The following is a 19,813-nucleotide window of genomic DNA, read 5'->3' as shown; positions in this document are numbered from 1 at the left end:
GGCTTCGTTCGATGGGGCGGGAGGCTCGCGGGCAGTCGCCGGGAACCGTGTCAGGCGCAGACAGCTGCGGGGAACGCTAGGCGGGGCGGCGGCCCGCGCGGAGCTTGCCGGGCGGTGCAGTCGACAGGCAGTGCGCTCGCAGGCAATTCCCAAGTCGCGCACCACGAAACCGTTGCGGCATCTCGTGTTCGGCTCTCCGCCGGAGGGAATTCCTTGGCAAGCCGGAAAATCCCGCGCAGCACGAAGCGGCGGGCCACCCGGAATTCCTCCGCTGCGGCCCGCCGCCTCCCCCTTGCGTCCGTCTGCTCGGCGCACCCAGGGTCGTGGAGTGCCGGCCGGAGCGGACGGGATGTTCAGCCGGCCGCGCGGGTCACCACCGCGTTGCCGGTTCCGGTGCGGGCGCGGACTTTCAGCGTCACCGCGCCTTCCGGCGGCGTGTCCGAGACCTCCAGCTCGCTCGAAACCCGGCCGGCCGCCGACGCCAGTTCCACTTCCGCGCGCACCCCGCCGCGGATGCCGACTCGCACCTCTCCCGAACCGGTGATCAGTTCGAGCGATCCGGAGGCCGCGTCGGCCACGGACAGGTCTCCGCTGCCGGTGCGGGCCATCACGTCGCCCTCGACCGCGCCAAGCCAGACGTTTCCGGTGCCGGTGCCGAGCGTCGCCGGTCCGGCGATCGACGCCGCCTCGACCGAGCCGCTTCCGCTGCGCAGCTGCAGTCCGGCCAGGGTCGGGCCGAGTTTCACCGCTCCGGTGCCGGTCCGGATGGTCGCCGCGCCGTCCGCGCGTTCCAGCGAGACCTCGCCGGACCCGGTGAGGATGTCCGCGCGGCCCGCGGCGCCCGTCACGGTGACGTCCGCCGAACCCGCGCGCACTTCCAGGTGCGACCCGGCCGGCGCGTGAACCGTCACCGCCACCGGAACGTTCCGCAGCTGCCACGCCTTCGCGGCCCGCACGACGACCCGGTTGCCGGTCTTCTCGATCCGCGCCTGCCGCACCGCGTCGGCCACGGAAAACTCCGGCAAGCTGCCGAACTGGTCCCCGATTTTCTCCCCGACCCACGACAGCAGGCTGCTGACCCCGTTCACCCACGACGGCTGCTCGCCCGCGTCGTGCTGCAGCCGCACGGTCACCCCGGACTCCCGCCCGAGCACGACCTCGACCCGCCCGATCGTGACCCCGAGATCCAATTCGACCGGACCGTCCGCCTCGAAATCCTGCAGCCGCACGTACGGACCCGGCTGCCCGGAATCCGATCCCGCGGCACCGCTTCCCGCCGACGCCTCGGCCGCTGAACTGTCCGAAGCGGACTCAGCGCTCGCCGGCTCCGCCCCGCTCGTCGCGGATCCGGCGGCACCCGCCTCGTCCGAGACGGCTTCTTCCCCCAGCGCGGCGTCGGCGGCAGCGCCGGAGCCGGCCGCCGCGGATCCGGCGTCGCCCGAAGCGGCCGATGCCTTCGAAACGGCTTCGTCGCTCGCCTCGGCCTCGCCAGCGTGGCCGGACCCGGCCTCCGAGCCCGCGCTCCCGAAACCAGGTTCCCCAACCCGGTCCTCAGCGTGCTTCCCCTGGTCTTCCCGGTTCTCGCCCATGGTGCTGCCCCCTTCTAGCCTTCGACCCAGCCGTGCAGCTTGGTCTCGGTGCGGCCCCCGCCGCTGCTGTCCTGCCAGCGCTGGTGCCGTTGCTGGTGCTGCTGCGCGTGGCCGAGCGCCCCCTGCACGGCCTGCGCCACGAACGTGTTCAGCGAAACCCCCTGCGCGGCCGCGGCTTGTTCGGCCTGGCCCTTGATCTGCTCGACCAGCCGCAGCGTGATCCGCGAGATGTCGCCGCCGTCGACCGGCGGCGGGGGCGGAGGCGGCGGGGGAGGAGCGGAAGCGGAGCTGTCCTCCCCGCCGGTGACGACCACGCGCACGTCCCGGCCGTCGAGCCGGACGTCCACGACCTGGCCGGGCAGTGCGGCGGTCACCTCGGCCGCCAGGTCGGCCAGCGCGTTCATCAGCGTCAGCCGGACCGCCGGCTCCAGAGCAGAGGACAGCAGCGCGGCCGCCCGCCGGGTCTGCTCGTCCCCGGCGGAGGCCGTGTTCGCGAGGTCTTCGCGAAGGTTCGCGATATACGGCGTCAAGTCCATGACACCACTATGGCGTCACGAGTGACGTCACGTCAAGGCGCGGTGATGTCACCCGTGCTGCCGGGTTAGGCTGGCGGAGCCGACATGAGGGGAGCGAGACCGGTGCCGCCCAAGGTGGAGCTGATCGCGAAAACCGAGTTCTTCCCGCCCGAGGACGTGCCCTGGTCCACCGACGCCGACGGAGGCGAAGCGCTCGCGGAGTTCGCCGGGCGCGCCTGCTACCAGTCCTGGGAGAAGCCGAATCCCGCGACCGCGACCAACGCCGGGTACCTCGAGCACGTCATCGACGTCGGCCACCTGGCCGTGCTGGAGCACGGATCGGTCACCTTCTACCTGTCCGGGATCTCCCGTTCGCTCACCCACGAGCTGATCCGGCACCGGCATTTCTCCTACTCCCAGCTGTCGCGGCGCTACCTGCCCGAGGCCGCCGCCGAGTTCGTCGAGCCGGACGTCATCGCGCAAGACCCGGTGCTGCACGAGAAATTCGTCCAGGCCACGCGGGCCAGCGCGGCCGCGTACGACGAGCTGCTCGCCGGGCTGGAGGAGAAGTTCGCGGACACGCCGAGCGCCACCCTGCGCCGCAAGCAAGCGCGCCAGGCGGCCCGCGCGGTGCTGCCGAACGCGACCGAAACCCGCATCGTCGTCACCGGGAACTACCGCGCGTGGCGGCATTTCATCGCGATGCGGGCCACCGAACACGCGGACGTCGAGATCCGCTCGCTCGCCATCGAATGCCTGCGGCAGCTGCACAAGGCGGCGGCCAACGTGTTCGCCGACTTCACGATTTCGACCCTGCCCGACGGCACCGAAATCGCCTCGAGCCCCAAAGTGCTGGAAGGCTGACCACGTCCTGATGAAACACCTGACGATCGACCTCCGCCCCGGCCCGTACTCGGTCGTGCGGCTGCCCGCCGACGCCGCCGTTCCCGCCGAGCTGCTGGCGTCCGGCGAGCCCGCGCTCGTGTCGGTCACCCGCACGCCCGACGAGCTGTCGGTGATCTGCCCGGCCGGCCGCGAACCCGAGGGCGGCACGGTCGAGGCCGGCTGGCGGTTGTTCACCGTGCGCGGCCCGCTGGGATTCACCCTCACCGGCATCATTTCCGCGCTCGCGTCGGAGCTGGCGGCGGCGGGCGTGGCGCTGTTCTCCCTGTCCACGTTCGACACCGACCACATCCTGGTGCGCTCGGACGACCTCGACCGGGCCGTGGCGGCGTTCCGCGAAGCCGGCCACGAAGTGGTCCTGCCCGGCTGAACCTCCCCGCGGCGTGGCACAGCACACCCTTGCCGAGCAAAGTTCGGCATGCCTAAACTTCGAGTTGGGGCGACCGATACCAGGGAGTGGCGCACATGGCGGTGGCGGAGGCGGCACGTCCGCGCGGCGTGGCCCGGCTGCGCGCCGGCTGGGCGCTGCTCGGACCGGCGTTCGTCGCCGCGATCGCGTACGTCGACCCGGGCAACGTGGCGGCCAACGTCAGCGCCGGCGCGCGCTACGGCTATCTGCTGGTGTGGGTGATCGTCGTGGCGAACCTGATGGCCGTGATGGTGCAGTACCTGTCGGCGAAGCTCGGTCTCGTCACCGGCCAGTCGCTGCCCGAGGCGCTGCGCGACCGGCTCTCCCGCGGCGCCCGGCTCGGCTACTGGGCACAGGCCGAGATCGTCGCGATCGCCACCGACCTGGCCGAGGTCGTCGGCGGCGCGATCGCGCTGAACCTGCTTTTCCGGCTCCCGCTGGTCGCCGGCGGGCTGATCACCGGGTTCGTGTCGCTGGTGCTGCTCGCGGTGCAGGACCGCGGCGGCCAGCGCCCGTTCGAACGCGTCGTGACCGGCCTGCTCGTGGTGATCGCGGTCGGGTTCCTGGCGAGCCTGTTCGTCGAGTCGCCGTCGGCCGCCGGGATCGCGAACGGCCTGATCCCTCGCTTCAGCGGCGGCGACAGCGTGCTGATCGCGGCCGCGATGCTCGGCGCGACGGTGATGCCGCACGCAGTGTACCTCCACTCCGGGCTGGTCCGCGACCGGCACGGCACGCCGGAACCCGAAGGCCGCCGGCGGCTGCTGCGGGCCACGCGCTACGACGTCGGGTTCGCGATGCTGCTCGCTGGCGCGGTGAATCTCGGCATGCTGCTCGTCGCGGCGACGAATCTTCAAGGCCGGCAAGGCGTCGACACCATCGAGGGCGCGCACCACGCGGTCGCCGCCGCGCTCGGGCCGGGGGTCGCGCTGCTGTTCGCGATCGGGCTGCTGGCGTCCGGGCTGGCTTCGACGTCGGTGGGCGCCTACGCGGGCGCGATGATCATGCAAGGCTTGCTGCGCAAGAGGATTCCGATCGCGGTGCGCCGGCTCGTCACGCTCGCGCCCGCGATCGTCGTGCTGGCGCTGGGCGCCGATCCGAGCGCGGCGCTGGTGGTGTCGCAGGTGGTGCTGTCGTTCGGCATCCCGTTCGCGCTCGTGCCGCTGATCCGGCTCACCGCCGACCGCGGGCTCATGGGCGCGGACGTCAACCGCCGGACCACCACCGTGCTCGCCGCCGTCATCGCCGCGGTCGTCGTCCTGCTCAACGTCGTGCTGATCGCGCTCACCTTCACCGGCTGACACAGTCCGCACCGGACGGAACCGGCGGGGCGCCCGGACGGTCGGACTAGCATCTGCGCGAAGCCGACCGAGGAGCCCGACCCCGTGACCGACGAACAGACCCGTCCGCACGACCCGAACCGCACGGCCCCCGCCGGCCGCGTGGTGGCCGGCCGCTACCTGCTGCTCGGCGAACTGGGCCGCGGCGGCATGGGCATCGTGTGGCGCGCGCAGGACCAGGTGATCGGGCGGCAGGTCGCGATCAAAGAGCTCCGGCTGTCCACCGAGAACACCGCGGAAGGCGCCGCGGTGTTCTCCGAACGGATTCTCCGCGAGGTGCGCGCGGGCGGGCGGCTCAACGACCCGGCCGTCGTCACGGTCTACGACGTGGTCACCGACCAGGGCACCACCTGGATCGTGATGGAACTGGTCGAGGCGCCCACGCTCGCCGACCTGGTGCGCACGCACGGCCCGATGCCCGAGCAGCAGGCGGCGGTGATCGGGGAGCGGGTGCTGTCGGCGCTGCAGGCCGCGCACGCCGCGGGGATCGTGCACCGGGACGTCAAACCGGCCAACATCATGGTCGCCCCGGACGGCCGGGTGAAGCTCACCGACTTCGGCATCGCGCACGCCATCGACGACCCGCGGCTCACCACGAGCGGGATGATCGTCGGCTCGCCCGCGTTCATGGCCCCGGAACGGGTCGAGGGCCGCGAGGCGATGCCGGAATCGGACCTGTGGTCGCTCGGCGCGACGCTCTACTTCGCGGTCGAACCCATCGTCGCGTTCGAACGGCCCACCACGGCCGCCACCCTGCACGCGATCATGACCGAGGTGCCGTACCTGACCCGGGCGCGGGGTCCGCTCGGCGCGGTCATCCTCGGCCTGCTGGTGGCGAACCCGGAAGCCCGGCTCACCGCGACGCAGGCGCGGGCGCAGCTCGCCCACGCCACCGGCCCGACCCAGCGTCCGGCCAGCGCGGCGCTGCCGCACCAGGAGACCCGCGTGGGCGGGCAGCCGACGCGGACGGCCGCGAAGCCGGAAGGCAAGAGCCGGCGCGGCCTGTGGGCCGGCGCCGTCGCGGCGCTGGTCCTCGCGGCGCTGGCCGGCGGGTTCTTCCTGGGCAAACCGGTGTGGTCGCCGAAAAAGGACGAGCAGCAGGCCGAGACCGTCACCTACGGTCCGGACGGTTACCTCAAAGCCAAGTTCTCCTCGTACGAGCTCTGCTACAACGCGGTGGTCCAGCCGGGCGTGGTGATCAGCTCGGACAACAACGTCGACTGCAAGAAGAACCACACGCTCGAGGTCTTCGACACCGCCGACCCGCTGCCGCTGGAGAGCTGGAGCGACAGCGACGCGGCGGTCGCCCCGTATCCCGGTCTGGAGGATCTGAGCCGGGCGGCCGAGGCGCGCTGCGCGGCGGCGTTCCACTCCGCGGTGGTGCCGCCGCAGCAGCGCGCCGGACTGGCGTACCGGGCGCTCGTGCCGACCCAGCAGGCCTGGCAGGTGCAGCCGGACAGCGACAGCAGCAGCGGCCCGAACCGCAAGATCTACTGCCTGCTCTCGCGGGCGAACAACGACCAGATCCCGGCGCAGATCACCGCCAAGGTCAAGTAGCCGCGCGAGAAGTTCCGCCGCGACGCCCGCGGCGGCGGAAATTCTCCGAAGTTGCCGGTGGCACACCAGGTCGGGCCCGGGTTCGGCGGCCTGAGGAGGTACCGTCGTGGCCATGTCCACCTCACCTGCCGCCGCGCCCGGACGTCCGTTCGGCCGCGTGCTCACCGCGATGGCGACCCCCTTCGACCGAGCCGGGGCGCTGGACGTGAAGCGGGCCCAGGAACTGGCCGAGTACCTCGTGGACCTCGGCAACGACGGCCTCGTCGTCAACGGCACCACCGGCGAGAGCCCGACCACCACCGACCAGGAGAAGGCCACGCTGGTCCGCGCGGTCGTCGAGGCGGTCGGCGACCGCGCCACCGTCGTCGCGGGGGCGGGCACCAACAACACCGCGCACAGCATCGAGCAGGCCCACGCCTCCGCCGAAGCGGGCGCGCACGGCCTGCTCGTCGTCACGCCCTACTACTCGCGGCCGAGCCAGGCCGGGCTGTACGCGCACTTCACCACCGTCGCGGACTCGACCGAGCTGCCGGTGATGCTCTATGACATCCCGCCGCGCTCCATCGTGCCGATCGAGGTCGACACGCTGCAGCGGCTGGCCGAGCACCCGCGGATCCTCGCGGTGAAGGACGCCAAGGGCGACCTGATCGCCGGGTCCGAGGTCATCGCGAACACCCACCTCGCCTACTACTCCGGCGACGACGGGCTGAACCTGCCGTGGCTGTCGGTCGGCGCGGTCGGCGTGGTCAGCGTGATCGGGCACGTCGTGGCGGGCCGGATCCGCGCGATGATCGAGGCCTACGAGGCGGGCGACACGTCCACCGCGCGCACGAACCACCGCGGCATGCTGCCGGTGCTGCGGGCGATGTCGCGCGTCGGCGGCGTCGCGTTCAGCAAGGCGTCGCTGCGCCTGCGCGGGTTCGACATCGGCGACCCGCGGCTGCCGATCGTGGCCCCGTTCGACGACCAGCTGGAGCAGATCGCGGCCGATCTCGCCCAGGGCGGCGTGCCGCTCGAGGACAGCGCGGCCTCGGACTGGCATGGTGCACGGGTGGCACAAGCAGATTCGCAGGCGGCCTACACCGCCCCCACCTCGCACACCAGCGTTGGGACAATGCCCCGGTGACTTCACTTCCCGCCGGACCCGGCCCGACGCACCTCCCGCCCGCCCTTCCCGAGGGAGCCCTGCGCGTCGTCGCGCTCGGCGGCATCGGCGAGGTCGGGCGCAACATGACCGTCTTCGAGTACGACGGCAGGCTGCTGATCGTCGACTGCGGCGTCCTCTTCCCCGAGGACGACCAGCCCGGCGTCGACCTGATCCTGCCGGACTTCCGCGCGATCGAGGACCGGCTCGACGACATCGACGGACTCGTGCTCACCCACGGGCACGAGGACCACATCGGCGCCGTCCCGTTCCTGCTCCGGCTGCGCCCGGACGTCCCGATCTACGGTTCGCGGTTCACCAACGCGCTGCTCGCGGCCAAGGCCAAGGAGCACCGGCAGCGGCCGAAGCTGATCGAAGTGCGCGAAGGGGAGAAGCGCAAGGTCGGCGCGTTCGACCTCGAGTTCTTCGCGGTGAACCACTCGATCCCGGACGCGCTCGCGGTCGCCATCCGCACGCCGGCCGGCGTCGTGCTGCACACCGGCGACATCAAGCTCGACCAGCTGCCGCTCGACGGGCGGCTGACCGACCTCGCGGGCTTCTCGCGGCTGGGCGACGAGGGCGTGGACCTGTTCTGCGTGGACTCGACCAACGCCGAGGTGCCCGGGTTCGTCATGCCCGAGCGCGACATCGGGCCGGTGCTCGACGACGTCATCCGGCGCGTGGACCAGCGCGTGATCGTCGCGTGCTTCGCCAGTCACGTGCACCGCGTGCAGCAGGTGCTGGACGCCGCGGTGCGGCACGGCCGCCGGGTGGCGTTCGTGGGCCGGTCGATGGTCCGGAACATGGGCATCGCGGCCGAACTGGGTTTGCTGAACGTGCCCGAGGGCCTGCTCGTGGACCTGGACCAGGCCAGCAACCTGCCGGAAAGCAAGGTGCTGTTCGTGTCGACCGGTTCGCAGGGCGAGCCGCTTTCGGCGCTGTCGCGGATGGCGCGCGGCGAGCACCGGCAGATCTCCATCCGCGCGGGCGACACCGTCGTGCTGGCCAGCTCGATGATCCCGGGCAACGAGACCGCGGTGTTCGGCGTCGTCAACGGCCTCACCCGGCTCGGCGCGAACGTGGTGCACCAGGGCAACGCGAAGGTGCACGTGTCCGGGCACGCGTCCGCGGGCGAGCTGCTCTACCTGTACAACGCGGTCCGGCCGAGCAACGTGATGCCGGTGCACGGCGAGTGGAAACACTTGCGCGCCAACGGAGAACTCGCCATCCGCACCGGCGTCGCGCCGGACAACGTGGTGATCGCCGAGGACGGCGTGGTCGTGGACCTGGTCGACGGCAAGGCCTCGCGCACCGGCCGCGTCGAGGTCGGGCACGTGTACGTGGACGGGCTGTCCGTCGGCGACGTCGGCGAATCGACCCTGTCCGACCGGCTCGTGCTCGGCGAGGGCGGGTTCATCGCGATCACCGTGGCGGTCGATTCGAACACCGGCCGCGCGGTGAGCAGCCCGACGATCTCCGGCCGCGGCTTCTCCGACGACCCGAAGGCCCTCGACGCCGTCGTGCCGCTCGTGGAAATGGAGCTGGCGCGCACGGAAGCCGAGGGCATCACCGACACCCACCGCATCGCGCAGGCGGTGCGCCGGGTCGTCGGCCGGTGGGTCGCCGACACCTACCGCCGCCGTCCGATGATCGTGCCGACGGTCATCCCGGTCTGAGTCAGCGCCGCGCGCCCGCCAGCAGCAACGCGATCAGCACGATCGCGGCCTGGCGGGCGAGCGCGTTGCGGGCTCTGCGCTGTTCGGCCCGGCTCGGTCGGTGGTGCATGAGATCCCCCAGGTGTTTTTGTGCGGCGCCGTCCAGTGTGGCGGGTCCGCGGATGGGACACATCCCGCTCGAGGCTGGTTCCCGGCTCCCTCCGGAGACGGAGTCAGGCGACCTCGGCGGTCTGTCGTTGGACCAGGTACGCGCCGCCGAGCAGCAGCGCGGCACCGACTGCTTGCGGCCAGGCGAGCGCTTCGCCGAGCAGCGCCCACGCGAACGCCGCCGCCGTGACGGGTTCCAGCAGCCCGACGACGCTCGCCACCGACGCGGGCAGGTGCCGCAGCGCGGAGATCCCCGCGACGTACGGGATCGCGGTCGACAGCACCACCAGGCCGAGCAGCAGCAGCCACAGCGGCGGGGTCCACGGTCCGAAGGGGACGGTCTGGCCCGCCATGCCCAGCGGAAGCGTCCACGGCGGCGCGGCGACGCTCACGAGCAGCCCGCCGATCACCATGCCCCAGGTGACCAGCCCGAGCGGCTCGCGGTCGGCGACCGCGCGTTCGCCGAGCAGGAAGTACCCGGCCGAGCAGAGCGCCGCGCCGAGCCCGGCGAGCAGCCCGATCGCGTCGAGCCGCAGCCCCTGCCAGACCTGGGCGACCAGCGCCAGTCCGATCATCGCGACGGCGATCCCGAACCACAGCATGCGCGGCAGCCGCTTCCGCCGGACCACCCGCACCCACAGCGCGATCAGGACCGGCGACAGGAATTCCAGCAGGATCGCGATGCCGACCGGAATCCGTTCGGCGGCAATGAAATACAGCAGCTGGGTGCCGGCCACGCCGAGCGCGCCGTACGCGAGCAGCATCGGCCATTCGCCGCGCCGGACCCGCAGCGTGCGCGGGGCGAAGAGCGCGGTGCCGATCAGCAGCAGCACTCCCGCCGTCCCGATCCGCAGCACTGCCACTTGTTCCGGCGTCATGCCCGCGCCCATGACCGGTTTCGCGAGCGTGCCGGACGTGCTGAAGAAGACCGCGGCGAGCAGGACGAGCGAGAGGCCGCGGCCCCGGTGGAGCACCCGGGGTGGTTCGAGGACGGGGAGTTCGGTGGTCACGCGCGCGACCTTACGGAGCGGGGCGACCGGAGGAAACCGAGTTATTCCAGGGTTTTCAGCCCCGTCGCGACGTGAGTCGCGATCGTCGCCAGCCGCTGTCCCTGGAGCCGCAGCGCGTGCAGCGCGGTGTCGTCCGGCGCCGCGGATTTGCGCGAGACGAACGAGCCGCCGTACGGGTTGCCGGACTCCAGCAGGTGCGGGTCGGCGTAGCCGAGGGGGAGGACGATCGCGCCCCAGTGGTAGAACATGTTGTTGATGGCCAGCACGGTCGCCTCGAGCCCGCCGTGCGCGGTGGACGCCGACGTGAACGACGTGGCCACCTTGTCGGCCAGTTTTCCTTGCGCCCACAGGCCGCCCGTGGTGTCCACAAAGGACTTCAGCTGTGCGGCAGGGCCGCCGAACCGGGTCGGGCTGCCGAGCGCGAGCCCGTCCGCCCACTCGAGATCGGCCAGCGTGGCGAGCTCGTGGTGCGGCCCGGAATCGACCCAGGCCTGCCAGCGCCGATTGCTCGCGATCGCCTCCGGCGGCGCGGTCTCGGCCACGGTGCGGACGCGTACCTCCGCACCGCTTTCGCCCGCCCCCTCGGCGAGCGCGCCGGCGAGGGCGGCGGTGTTGCCGGTAGCGCTGTAATAGACGACCAGAATGCGCGTGCTCACACCACGTGACCCTAGCCGGGTCCGCTGGTATGTCTCACGATCCGGACGGCCTCAGCGCTGCGGCTTCCAGGGGCTGACGGTGTCGGTCGGCCGGGTGGGGTCGTAGAAGCGCGGCCGGACGGGTTCGTGGCGGCGCAACGGAACCAGGCCGTCGGTGATGGCCTGCATGATCTTCGCGTGCGCGCGGACGCCCGCGCCCGGCCGCTCCGGCTCGACGTCGGACAGGTCCACCGGCGTCCCGAAATGCACCTTGAACCGCGGCCGCCGCAACGGCGCGCTCAACCCGGATTTGGCCAGCGGCAGCAGATCCGCCGGGCCGTTGACGGTCTCCGTGCCCCAGTACACGGCTTCGTGCGCGCCCCACTGGCTGATCGGGATCACCGGCACGCCCGCGGCGAGCGCGAGCCGGGCCGCCCCCGTCTTGCCGCGCTCCGGCCACAGCCCCGGGTCGTGGCTGATCCGCCCCTCGGGGTACACGACGATCGGCTCGCGCGTGGTCCGCAACGCCTCCGCCGCCTCGGCGAACTGCCCGACCGCGGTCGCCGCCTTCGCCCGGTCCACGCGCAGATGCCCGCTGACTTTGAGCGCCGGGCCGATCACCGGAGCGTCGAGAATCCCGCCGGCGAGCATGAACCGCGGATTGATGCCGATCCGCTTGCACGCCGCCATGAGCACGAAGGCGTCGAACACGCCGATGTGATTGGCCGCCATGAGCAGCGGCTTGCCCCGAAGCTCCCGCGGCACCGACCCGGTGACCGTGAGCCGCCCGACGAGATTCACCAGCCCTCGGTCGAGATTGAGCATCGTCCGCCAGATCGCGGGGGCACGGCGCGGAGCCTCGTCCTGTTGGAGCGCGAACATGAGCAGAGCATTTCACGGGGGAGAGCACCTGGGACAACGCGGTTCTCGCTGAGCCGGCGGGGGCGGCGCTTCGCCGGTCGTCATAGCTGCTCAGGGCGCGTCTGGAGCGCTCGGCCGATGGGCGGTGCCCGACGGGTCAGCGATCAGTAGTCCCACTCCCAGCCCATGCTGCCGTTCAAGAACCCGTTGCCTGCGGTGAGCAGAAGCGTGCCGTGCGGGTCGGGAGTATCGATCACGAGCTGGCCGGTGTACTTGCTGCTGGGCGCGAACTGGAACGGGAGTTTCTTGACCTGCCACTTGCACGGGCTGTTGTACTCGGCCTGGTTGGTGATGCCGTCCGCGCCGCGCGTCGAGAAGCGGGTCTCGTTGAGAACGTCGTTGCCGAAAGCCTGAATGTCCGACGGGTCGCCGCCGGCGGCGGGCATCTGGACGGTGAAGTCGAGGACCAGTGTGTGCATGCCGGGCTTGCGCGTTCCGGGCCGGTCGCACGGCGGGTCGACGGTGATTTTGGTCAGCCACGCGGTGATCCTGGTTTCACCGGTGGAGGGGTCCAGGGTGCCCCATGCCTGACCGACGGACTTTTTCCGATAGGTGTCGGCCGAGATCTCGCTGGTGGTCGGTGCCGCAGCGACGCTCGCGGGCGCGGGCGAGCCAGTCATCGGGGACGCCGGGCGCGCGGTCACTGGAGCGGGAGCTGCGGGCGCGGGCGCGTTGTTGCCGCACGCGCTGAGGAGGCCGGTCAGCGTCGCAATGCCGATGGCGACGCCGAAGATGCTCCGGATGTTCATGCTTGCTCCAAGTCCGGTCGAGGTTGCTTCGATGGATCGCGCTGATCCCGCGAGCCGTTACGACGCGAATGTCCGGAAAGAGCGGCCACGAAGGCCACGAATCCGTGGGGCCAGCGGTGGACGGAGCAAGCGGTCGACGCTGGTCAGGAAGCCACCCCCGGTCGTGTCTCGGCGGAACCCGTGTACCCAGTGTCCAACCAGCGAGTCCAGGTGCCGATCGTCTCCCTGTCATCCTCGACATCCCGGGGCATCAGCAACATCCGGGTTCCGCGTCGAGCACGAGCTGCCGGGTGCTGGGCCGCACCACAAGAGCAACAACCCCCGCAGCTCTGGCGTCACCACCTGGGTTAGCCAAACGGTGCTGAAAGCCTTGACCGTCCCAGCGGCGCAATACCCACTGACGGCCGGACAACCGCCGCGCCCTGCGCCGCCAGCAACCGCGTAGACCCGTCCGCCAGCCTTCGCGGTCGAAGAACTCCGTGCTGGCCGACAGGACCAGCCCAGTGGTGGTCTGGTCGGTGTGCCGGTTACATCTGGACTTGCGGAGGGAACGGAACCGCCCAGTACTCCGCGGCACCGGGGCGTGAGAGGTCCGGTCAGCCAGCGCGCGCACGATCTCGGCGGGACTCGGCATGAGCGGCCTCGGCTTTCATGGGTACCGCCGATGCCCCACAAGATCCACTGTGATCTGGAGACGATTGTTTCCCCTGCGCTGCGAGTGGCACATGTGACTATCGGTCCTCGCCCGTTACCGTGGAGGCATGGCTGGGTCGGCGACGAGAAAGCGGAGCACGGCGGGAAGCGGCGGGAAGGCACCGGCGCGGAGTTCGCGTACGCCGGCGCGCGGCGCGTCGAGCAGGTCGAAAGGCGGCTCGACCAGGGGCAGGAGCAGCTCCCGGCCCCGGACTTCGCCTGCGCGGCGTCCGGCCGGCCGCAAGAGTTCCGGAGCGTTCGGGCGCGGTGTGCGCAGCACCTGGAACCTCGTCGCCAAGGGCGTCGGCTCGCTGGCCCGCACAGTCGGGCGCACGCGGGAGCTCGAGGCCGAGCACCGCCGTGACGGGCTGGCCCTCGGGTTGATCGCGCTGGCCATCGTCGCCGCGGTCGGCGTGTGGTGGCGGGCTGCCGGGCCGATCGGGGCGGGCGTCGAAATCGCCACCCGGACGATCCTCGGCGCCGGAGCGGTGACGTTGCCGCTGGTGCTGCTCGTGGTCGCGGTCGCGCTGATGCGGTCCGAGCCGAAGCCGGAGACGCGGCCGAGGATGGTGATCGGCACGCTGCTCGTCGTGCTGTCCGTGCTCGGGATGCTGCACATCTTCACCGCGCTCCCGGACACCAACGACGGCCGGATGTACGCGGGCGGCATTCTCGGCGCGTTTTCCGGCGGGCTGCTCACCAAGGGCGTCACCACGTGGGTCGCGGTGCCGCTGCTGATCCTTGCGCTGCTGTTCGGCGTCCTGGTGTTCACCGGCACCCCGGTCCGCGAAATCCCGCACCGGCTGCGCACCTGGGGTCTCGACGAGCACGAACTGGCCGAATACGAGGCCGCCCAGCACGACGACGAACCCGCCGAACCAGAACCCGAGGCCGACCCGAAGTCCGTGCGGCTGCGGAAGCCGTCGCGCCGTCGCCAGGCCAGCGCCGACAAGGACGGCGAGCAGCTCGACCTCGACGCGGCGCTCGCCGAGCCGGCCACTCCGATCCGGCCGCCGAAGCCGGTCGCGCCCCCGGCCGAGGTGCCGGAGAAGAAGCCGAAGAAGGCGCCGGAACCCGCGCTGTCGGTCACCCGGACCGTCGAGGGCGACTACGCGCTCCCGCCGCCCGACCTGCTGAAGCTCGGCGACGCGCCGAAGTCCCGCAGCAAGGCCAACGACCAGATGATCGAGGCGATCACCGGCGTCCTCGACCAGTTCAACGTCGACGCTCAGGTCACCGGCTTCACCCGAGGCCCGACAGTGACCCGGTACGAGGTCGAGCTCGGCCCGGGCGTGAAGGTCGAGAAGATCACCGCGCTGACCAAGAACATCGCCTACGCGGTGGCCACCGACAACGTCCGCCTGCTCGCGCCGATACCGGGCAAGTCCGCGGTCGGCATCGAGGTGCCCAACTCCGACCGCGAGATGGTGCGCCTCGGCGACGTGCTGCGCGCGCCGTCCACGGTCAAGGACAACCACCCGATGCTGATCGGGCTCGGCAAGGACATCGAGGGCGAGTTCGTCACCGCGAACCTGACGAAGATGCCGCACCTGCTGGTGGCCGGTTCCACGGGTTCCGGCAAGTCGAGCTTCGTGAACTCGATGCTGGTTTCGCTGCTGGCCCGGGCGACGCCCGCGGAATGCCGGATGATCCTGATCGACCCGAAGATGGTCGAGCTGACGCCGTACGAGGGCATCCCGCACCTGATCACGCCCATCATCACGCAGCCGAAGAAGGCCGCCGCCGCGCTGGCCTGGCTCGTCGAGGAGATGGAGCAGCGCTATCAGGACATGCAGGCCAACCGGGTCCGGCACATCGACGACTTCAACGCCAAGGTGCGCTCCGGCGACATCACCGCGCCGCCGGGCAGCGAACGCGAGTACCAGCCCTACCCGTACATCATGGCGATCGTCGACGAGCTGGCCGACCTGATGATGACCGCCCCGCGCGACGTCGAGGACGCGATCGTGCGGATCACCCAGAAGGCCCGCGCCGCCGGCATCCACCTGGTGCTGGCCACCCAGCGGCCGAGCGTCGACGTCGTCACCGGCCTGATCAAGACGAACGTGCCGTCGCGGCTCGCGTTCGCCACCTCGTCGCTCACCGACTCGCGGGTCATCCTCGACCAGCCGGGCGCGGAGAAGCTGATCGGCATGGGCGACGCGCTCTACCTCCCGATGGGCGCCGGGAAACCGGTCCGCATCCAGGGCGCGTTCGTCGGCGACGAGGAGATCGCCGCGGTCGTCAACTTCGCCAAGGAACAGGCGCAGCCGGACTACAACGAGGGCGTCACCAGCGCCAAGGCGGGCGAGAAGAAGGAGATCGACCCGGACATCGGCGACGACCTCGACGTCCTGCTGCAGGCCGCCGAGCTGATCGTCACGTCCCAGTTCGGCTCCACGTCGATGCTGCAGCGCAAGCTCCGCGTCGGCTTCGCCAAGGCCGGGCGGCTGATGGACCTGCTGGAAAGCCGCGGCGTGGTCGGCCCGTCGGAGGGCTCGAAGGCCCGCGACGTGCTGATCAAGCCCGACGAGCTGGAGTCCGTGCTGTTCATGATCCGCGGCGGCTCCGACGCGGGCGGCGCGCCGGCCGGCGGCGAGGACGAGGACTTCTGACCGGCGCGTGCAACCCGCCGGCGCGTCCGGTCCGTCCCCCGGACATGGACCTCAAGAAGCTCGCACTGGGAATCGGGACGGCCGCCGCGCTGGCCGGGTGCGCGGGCGGGCCGGCCGCGCTCGCGCAGACACCGTCGCGCCCGCCGGCCGCCGAGCCGGGCGGGAACGTGGCGCTCGCGCCCGGCCAGGAGGTGCAGATCGCCGGCCGCGACCTCACCGTGCGCTACCGCCAGCTGGTCTCGGATTCGCGGTGCAAGCCGGGCCGCCAGTGCTTCGTCGCCGGGGAGGCGGTCGTGGCGCTCGTCCTCACCGAGCCGGGCCGCGGCGAGCACACGTCCGTCCAGCTGCACACCGGCCGCCAGGGCCCGGACTCGACGACCTTCGCCGGCACGACCGTGAAGCTCGCCGCCGTGGACGGGTCGGGCAACCACATCCTCGTCCGGTTCTCCTGAACGCTCAGAACTCGAGCAGCATCCGCGAGTTCCCCAGCGTGTTCGGCTTGACGTAGGGCAGGTCGAGAAACTCCGCCACGCCCGGGTCGAGCGAACGGCGCATTTCCTCGTACACCTCCTGCGACACCGGGGCGCCGTCGATCTCGACGAACCCGTGCCCGGCGAAGAACGAGGTCTCGAAGGTCAGCACGAACAGCCGTTTCAGCCCCAGTTCGCGGGCTTCTTCGACGAGCCTGCCGACCAGCGCGCGGCCGATCCCGCGGCCGCGCGCGGCTTTGTCGACCACCACCGTGCGCAGTTCGCCGATGTCCTCCCACAGCACGTGCAGCGCGGCCGCGCCCAGCACGTCCTCGGCGCCGTCCCGCTCGTCGGTCGCGACCCAGAACTCCTGCACCGCCTCGTAAAGCGTGACCAGATCTTTCTCGAGGAGCACGCGGCCGGCGTCGGAATCGACGAGGGCCTTGATCTTGCGGACGTCGGCGATCCGCGCGCGGCGGACGGACGGAGGGCGGGAGTCGGGCACCCGGTCAAGATAACGACCGCGAGGACCGGCGGCTCCGAGCGGCTCCATCGGGGGACCCCGGATGCGTGACGGCGCGAGCTGTCACGTATAGCTAGTGAGCGCACATGACCAGTAGTCGGCGGCTCCCGGCCGGCTACCGGCCCTCGGGAGGAACCTGCATGTCCGGCACCACGGTGGCCGCCCCGGAACGGCCCGGCAAACCTCCCGCCGGACCGGGCGCGCAGGCCCGGTTCCGGCCGGAGCTGCAGGGCGTGCGGGCGCTGGCCTCGGTGCTGGTCGTCGTCTACCACGTGTGGTTCGACCGGATCTCCGGCGGCGTCGACGTGTTCTTCCTCGTGTCCGGGTTCCTGATCACCGGCCAGCTCTACCGGGCGCTGCTGCGCGGCCGGATCGAACTGCGCGCCACCTGGGGCCGGATGATCAAGCGGCTGTTCCCGGCCGCGATGACCGTGCTGCTGACGGTCGTGGTCGTGTCGCAGCTGCTGCTGCCGCAGGACCGCTGGTTCCAGACCATCCGCGAGGTCGTCGCGTCCGCGCTGTTCTACGAGAACTGGCAGCTCGCGGCCGATTCGGTGGACTACTTCGCCCAGCACAACAGCGCGAGCCTGGTGCAGCACTTCTGGTCGCTGTCCATCCAGGGCCAGTTCTACGTGCTGTGGCCGCTGCTGTTCGTCGGGCTCGGCCTGCTCGTGCGCCGGCTGGGCTGGTCGCTGCGGCACACGGTGAACCTGCTGCTGGTCGTCCTGTTCGCCGCCTCGCTCGCGTACTCGGTGTACCTCACCGCGGCCGACCAGCCGCTGGCCTACTTCCACGGTCTCACCCGGGTCTGGGAATTCGCCCTCGGCGGCCTGATGGCGATGTTCCTCGACCAGGTCACGCTGCCGCGGCTGCTGCGCGTCGCGCTCGGCTGGATCGGCGTCGCCGGGCTGGTGCTGTGCGGCGTGCTGCTGGAGGTCGACAGCGTGTTCCCCGGCTGGATCGCGCTGTGGCCGACCGTCTCGGCGGGCCTGGTGCTGGTCGCCGGGCAGACCGGCAGCGTGCTCGGTGCGGACCGCTGGCTCAGCTCGAAATTCCTCGGCTACGTCGGCAACCTGAGCTTCTCGCTGTACCTGTGGCACTGGCCGGTGCTGGTGTTCTACCTGGTCGCCCGGGACCGGGTGGCGGTCGGCCCGCTCGGCGGCACGTTCGTGGTCGGCGTGTCGTTCCTGCTCGCGATCCTGACCTACCACCTGATCGAGAACCCGATCCGGCTGTCGAAGATCGGCACCGCGAACCAGTGGGGCGCCTACCGGTTCGGCGTGCTCGCGCTGGCCCCGGTGCTCGTCGCGAGCGGCGTCTGGCAGGGCGTGAGCAGCGCGCGGGCGAACTACGAGATCGCCATCGGCGACCCGGACCATCCGGGCGCGGTCGCGCACGCGCAGGGCTTCGTCTACCGCGGCGCGCCGTCCCCGGCGATCGTGCCGCCCACGGTGAAGCTCGCCGACGACTGGGCCCGCACGCGCCCGGACCAGTGCTCGATCTCGCCGCGCAACGCGGAACTGCAGATCTGCACGGAGTCTCCGGACGGCCCGCCGACCAAGCGGGTCGTGCTCGTCGGGGATTCGCACATCCAGCAGTTCCTCGCCGCCTTCCAGCCCGCGGTCGTCTCCGACGGCTGGGAGGTCTCGACCATGCTGAAGGGCGCGTGCCCGTATTCGTCCGGCTCCGAGCTGATGCCCGGCGACCGCAACTGCATCGAGTGGAACAAGGCCGTCACCGACGAACTGCTCGACACCCGCCCGGACGCGGTGATCATGCTCGGCACGGTCAACTCCAAGCCCGGCCCGCACGAGACGACACCGCAGGGCTTCGTCGACGTGTGGTCCACTTTGGACGGAGCGGGCATCCCGGTCGTGGCCGTGCGCGACAACCCGCGCTACACGTTCAACATGGCCAGCTGCGTCGCGCGGAAGAGCCCGACGGACCCGGCGTGCTCGGTGCCGAGGCCCGCCGCGGTCGCCGCCACGCCGTCGTGGGAGCAGGTCCAGAACGTCCCGGACAACGTGTCGTTCCTGGACTTCACCGACTACTACTGCGACGACCAGCGCTGCCGCGCGGTCGTCGGGAACGTGCTGGTCTACATGGACGACAACCATCCCTCGGCGACCTTCAACACGACACTCGCGCCCATTGCGGTCAAACAGCTCAAACAAGCCCTGCAATGGTGACCGCGGGCGAGGGGCGGACCGGCGACTTTGGCGACTAGCCGTCGCGGAGCGTCCCGGGTTGGGCACAATGGGGCGGCGGCGGGTTCGCCGCACGGGTACGGGAGGGGGAGCTGGTCTCTTTGACGCGCGCAGGGTGGGACGCATTCCAGGCCGCACAGTCCGAGGCGGCGGCGGGCCGGACGGCCGCGCTGGCCGGCCCGGACGGCGTCGGCTGGCTGCTCGTCCCCGGCCAGGCGTGGCAGCGGAGGCTGCCGGACGGGAACTGGCAGTACACGCAGCCGCCCGCGGATCCCGGCTACCGCGCGGCCGCGCGTCTCGTGCCGCCGCCCGGAACTCCCGCGCCGGGCTTCGGCGCGCCGCAGCAGTACCCGGGCGGGCAGCCGGGCTACCCGGGCGGACCTCGCCAGCCGTATCCCGGTCCGCCGAGCAACCCGGCCGGATTCCCCGGGCCGCAAGGCAGCCCCGGCGGCTACCCGGGACCGCAGGGCGCCCCGGGCGGCTATCCCGCACCGCAGGGCAATCCCGGCGGATATGCCGGACCTCCCGCGCCGCAAGGCAATCCCGGCGGGTACGGCCCGCCTTCCGCTCCGCAGGGCTACCGGCCGCCGCAGCCCGGCTACCCGCCCGCACCGCAGGGCGCCCCGTGGTCCGGACAAGTCCCGGCACAGCCCCCCGCGGCGCCGCCGCCCGCCGCGCCCGCGCCTTCGGGAGCGTCGCCGCTGCCCGCCGCG

Annotated in this window: 16 protein-coding genes and 1 pseudogene; 10 read left to right on the top strand and 7 right to left on the bottom strand. The window is 71.6% G+C overall.

All coding sequences use genetic code 11. The features are described from left to right. Nucleotides 1-353: 353 nt before the first annotated feature. Both L942_RS05655 and L942_RS05650 read right to left on the bottom strand, forming a co-directional pair. Entirely contained in the window at nucleotides 354-1,229 is an 876-nt protein-coding gene (locus tag L942_RS05655; protein WP_037355747.1) for a DUF4097 family beta strand repeat-containing protein, read from the bottom strand. Between the two features lie 374 nt (nucleotides 1,230-1,603). Continuing rightward, on the bottom strand, nucleotides 1,604-2,125 hold the full coding sequence (locus tag L942_RS05650) for a toxin-antitoxin system HicB family antitoxin (protein ID WP_037355720.1): 522 nt from the start codon (nucleotides 2,123-2,125) through the stop codon (nucleotides 1,604-1,606). A gap of 84 nt (nucleotides 2,126-2,209) precedes the next feature. Here L942_RS05650 and thyX point away from each other — a divergent pair, with 84 nt between their 5' ends. The 6 genes from thyX to L942_RS05620 all read left to right on the top strand — a co-directional run bounded on the left by thyX (nucleotide 2,210) and on the right by L942_RS05620 (nucleotide 9,130). Beyond that, entirely contained in the window at nucleotides 2,210-2,968 is a 759-nt protein-coding gene (thyX, locus tag L942_RS05645; protein ID WP_037355719.1) for an FAD-dependent thymidylate synthase, read from the top strand. Nucleotides 2,969-2,978: 10 nt separating this feature from the next. Further along, a complete protein-coding gene (locus L942_RS05640) occupies nucleotides 2,979-3,377 on the top strand; it encodes an ACT domain-containing protein (protein ID WP_037355718.1) in 399 nt (132 codons plus the stop codon). Nucleotides 3,378-3,472: 95 nt separating this feature from the next. After that, on the top strand, nucleotides 3,473-4,714 hold the full coding sequence (locus tag L942_RS05635) for an Nramp family divalent metal transporter (RefSeq protein WP_051165736.1): 1,242 nt from the start codon (nucleotides 3,473-3,475) through the stop codon (nucleotides 4,712-4,714). Between the two features lie 84 nt (nucleotides 4,715-4,798). Continuing rightward, nucleotides 4,799-6,310: a serine/threonine-protein kinase gene (locus L942_RS05630; protein WP_037355717.1), complete on the top strand. Its 1,512-nt coding sequence runs from the start codon at nucleotides 4,799-4,801 to the stop codon at nucleotides 6,308-6,310. 112 nt (nucleotides 6,311-6,422) lie between these two features. After that, nucleotides 6,423-7,436, top strand: coding sequence for a 4-hydroxy-tetrahydrodipicolinate synthase (dapA, locus tag L942_RS05625; protein WP_051165735.1), 1,014 nt, complete (start codon nucleotides 6,423-6,425; stop codon nucleotides 7,434-7,436). Next, entirely contained in the window at nucleotides 7,433-9,130 is a 1,698-nt protein-coding gene (locus L942_RS05620) for a ribonuclease J (protein WP_037355716.1), read from the top strand. The genes dapA and L942_RS05620 overlap by 4 nt, the downstream gene beginning before the upstream one ends. A 212-nt stretch (nucleotides 9,131-9,342) precedes the next feature. Here L942_RS05620 and L942_RS05615 read toward each other — a convergent pair whose 3' ends face one another. The 4 genes from L942_RS05615 to L942_RS05600 form a co-directional block, all read right to left on the bottom strand. Then, the gene (locus L942_RS05615) at nucleotides 9,343-10,287 is read right to left on the bottom strand and encodes an EamA family transporter (RefSeq protein ID WP_037355713.1); all 945 of its coding nucleotides are present in this window, start codon (nucleotides 10,285-10,287) and stop codon (nucleotides 9,343-9,345) included. A 41-nt stretch (nucleotides 10,288-10,328) separates the two neighbouring features. Continuing rightward, nucleotides 10,329-10,943: an NAD(P)H:quinone oxidoreductase gene (gene wrbA, locus L942_RS05610; protein WP_037355707.1), complete on the bottom strand. Its 615-nt coding sequence runs from the start codon at nucleotides 10,941-10,943 to the stop codon at nucleotides 10,329-10,331. Between the two features lie 51 nt (nucleotides 10,944-10,994). Continuing rightward, on the bottom strand, nucleotides 10,995-11,804 hold the full coding sequence (locus L942_RS05605; protein ID WP_037355705.1) for a lysophospholipid acyltransferase family protein: 810 nt from the start codon (nucleotides 11,802-11,804) through the stop codon (nucleotides 10,995-10,997). 143 nt (nucleotides 11,805-11,947) lie between these two features. Beyond that, the gene (locus L942_RS05600; protein WP_037355703.1) at nucleotides 11,948-12,592 is read right to left on the bottom strand and encodes a hypothetical protein; all 645 of its coding nucleotides are present in this window, start codon (nucleotides 12,590-12,592) and stop codon (nucleotides 11,948-11,950) included. A 761-nt stretch (nucleotides 12,593-13,353) separates the two neighbouring features. On the opposite strand from L942_RS05600, the gene L942_RS05590 reads away from it, so the two are divergent. Next, entirely contained in the window at nucleotides 13,354-15,900 is a 2,547-nt protein-coding gene (locus tag L942_RS05590; protein WP_051165734.1) for a DNA translocase FtsK 4TM domain-containing protein, read from the top strand. Between the two features lie 44 nt (nucleotides 15,901-15,944). Then, nucleotides 15,945-16,352, top strand: a complete 408-nt coding sequence (locus L942_RS05585; RefSeq protein ID WP_081654947.1) for a hypothetical protein — start codon at nucleotides 15,945-15,947, stop codon at nucleotides 16,350-16,352. A gap of 4 nt (nucleotides 16,353-16,356) precedes the next feature. Here L942_RS05585 and L942_RS05580 read toward each other — a convergent pair whose 3' ends face one another. Next, nucleotides 16,357-16,875, bottom strand: a complete 519-nt coding sequence (locus tag L942_RS05580) for an amino-acid N-acetyltransferase (protein WP_037355697.1) — start codon at nucleotides 16,873-16,875, stop codon at nucleotides 16,357-16,359. 158 nt (nucleotides 16,876-17,033) lie between these two features. Between L942_RS05580 and L942_RS05575 the strand changes: the two genes are divergently transcribed. Then, nucleotides 17,034-19,082, top strand: coding sequence for an acyltransferase family protein (locus L942_RS05575; protein ID WP_200862704.1), 2,049 nt, complete (start codon nucleotides 17,034-17,036; stop codon nucleotides 19,080-19,082). A 119-nt stretch (nucleotides 19,083-19,201) separates the two neighbouring features. Further along, nucleotides 19,202-19,813: pseudogene (locus L942_RS05570) on the top strand (hypothetical protein); the annotation flags it as partial.

It is taken from the genome of Amycolatopsis orientalis DSM 43388 (assembly GCF_000411975.1).
GTDB lineage: Bacteria > Actinomycetota > Actinomycetes > Mycobacteriales > Pseudonocardiaceae > Amycolatopsis > Amycolatopsis orientalis_D.
This window is presented reverse-complemented; position numbering and strand designations above follow the sequence as displayed.

What these genes read in the sequence shown, in the direction of transcription:
- L942_RS05650 (WP_037355720.1), bottom strand. Translation starts at nt 2,125, where the DNA reads ATGGACTTGACGCCGTATATCGCGAACCTTCGCGAAGACCTCGCGAAC.
- thyX (WP_037355719.1), top strand. Translation starts at nt 2,210, where the DNA reads ATGAGGGGAGCGAGACCGGTGCCGCCCAAGGTGGAGCTGATCGCGAAA.
- L942_RS05640 (WP_037355718.1), top strand. Translation starts at nt 2,979, where the DNA reads ATGAAACACCTGACGATCGACCTCCGCCCCGGCCCGTACTCGGTCGTG.
- L942_RS05635 (WP_051165736.1), top strand. Translation starts at nt 3,473, where the DNA reads ATGGCGGTGGCGGAGGCGGCACGTCCGCGCGGCGTGGCCCGGCTGCGC.
- dapA (WP_051165735.1), top strand. Translation starts at nt 6,423, where the DNA reads ATGTCCACCTCACCTGCCGCCGCGCCCGGACGTCCGTTCGGCCGCGTG.
- L942_RS05605 (WP_037355705.1), bottom strand. Translation starts at nt 11,804, where the DNA reads ATGTTCGCGCTCCAACAGGACGAGGCTCCGCGCCGTGCCCCCGCGATC.
- L942_RS05600 (WP_037355703.1), bottom strand. Translation starts at nt 12,592, where the DNA reads ATGAACATCCGGAGCATCTTCGGCGTCGCCATCGGCATTGCGACGCTG.
- L942_RS05590 (WP_051165734.1), top strand. Translation starts at nt 13,354, where the DNA reads ATGGCTGGGTCGGCGACGAGAAAGCGGAGCACGGCGGGAAGCGGCGGG.
- L942_RS05585 (WP_081654947.1), top strand. Translation starts at nt 15,945, where the DNA reads ATGGACCTCAAGAAGCTCGCACTGGGAATCGGGACGGCCGCCGCGCTG.
- L942_RS05575 (WP_200862704.1), top strand. Translation starts at nt 17,034, where the DNA reads ATGTCCGGCACCACGGTGGCCGCCCCGGAACGGCCCGGCAAACCTCCC.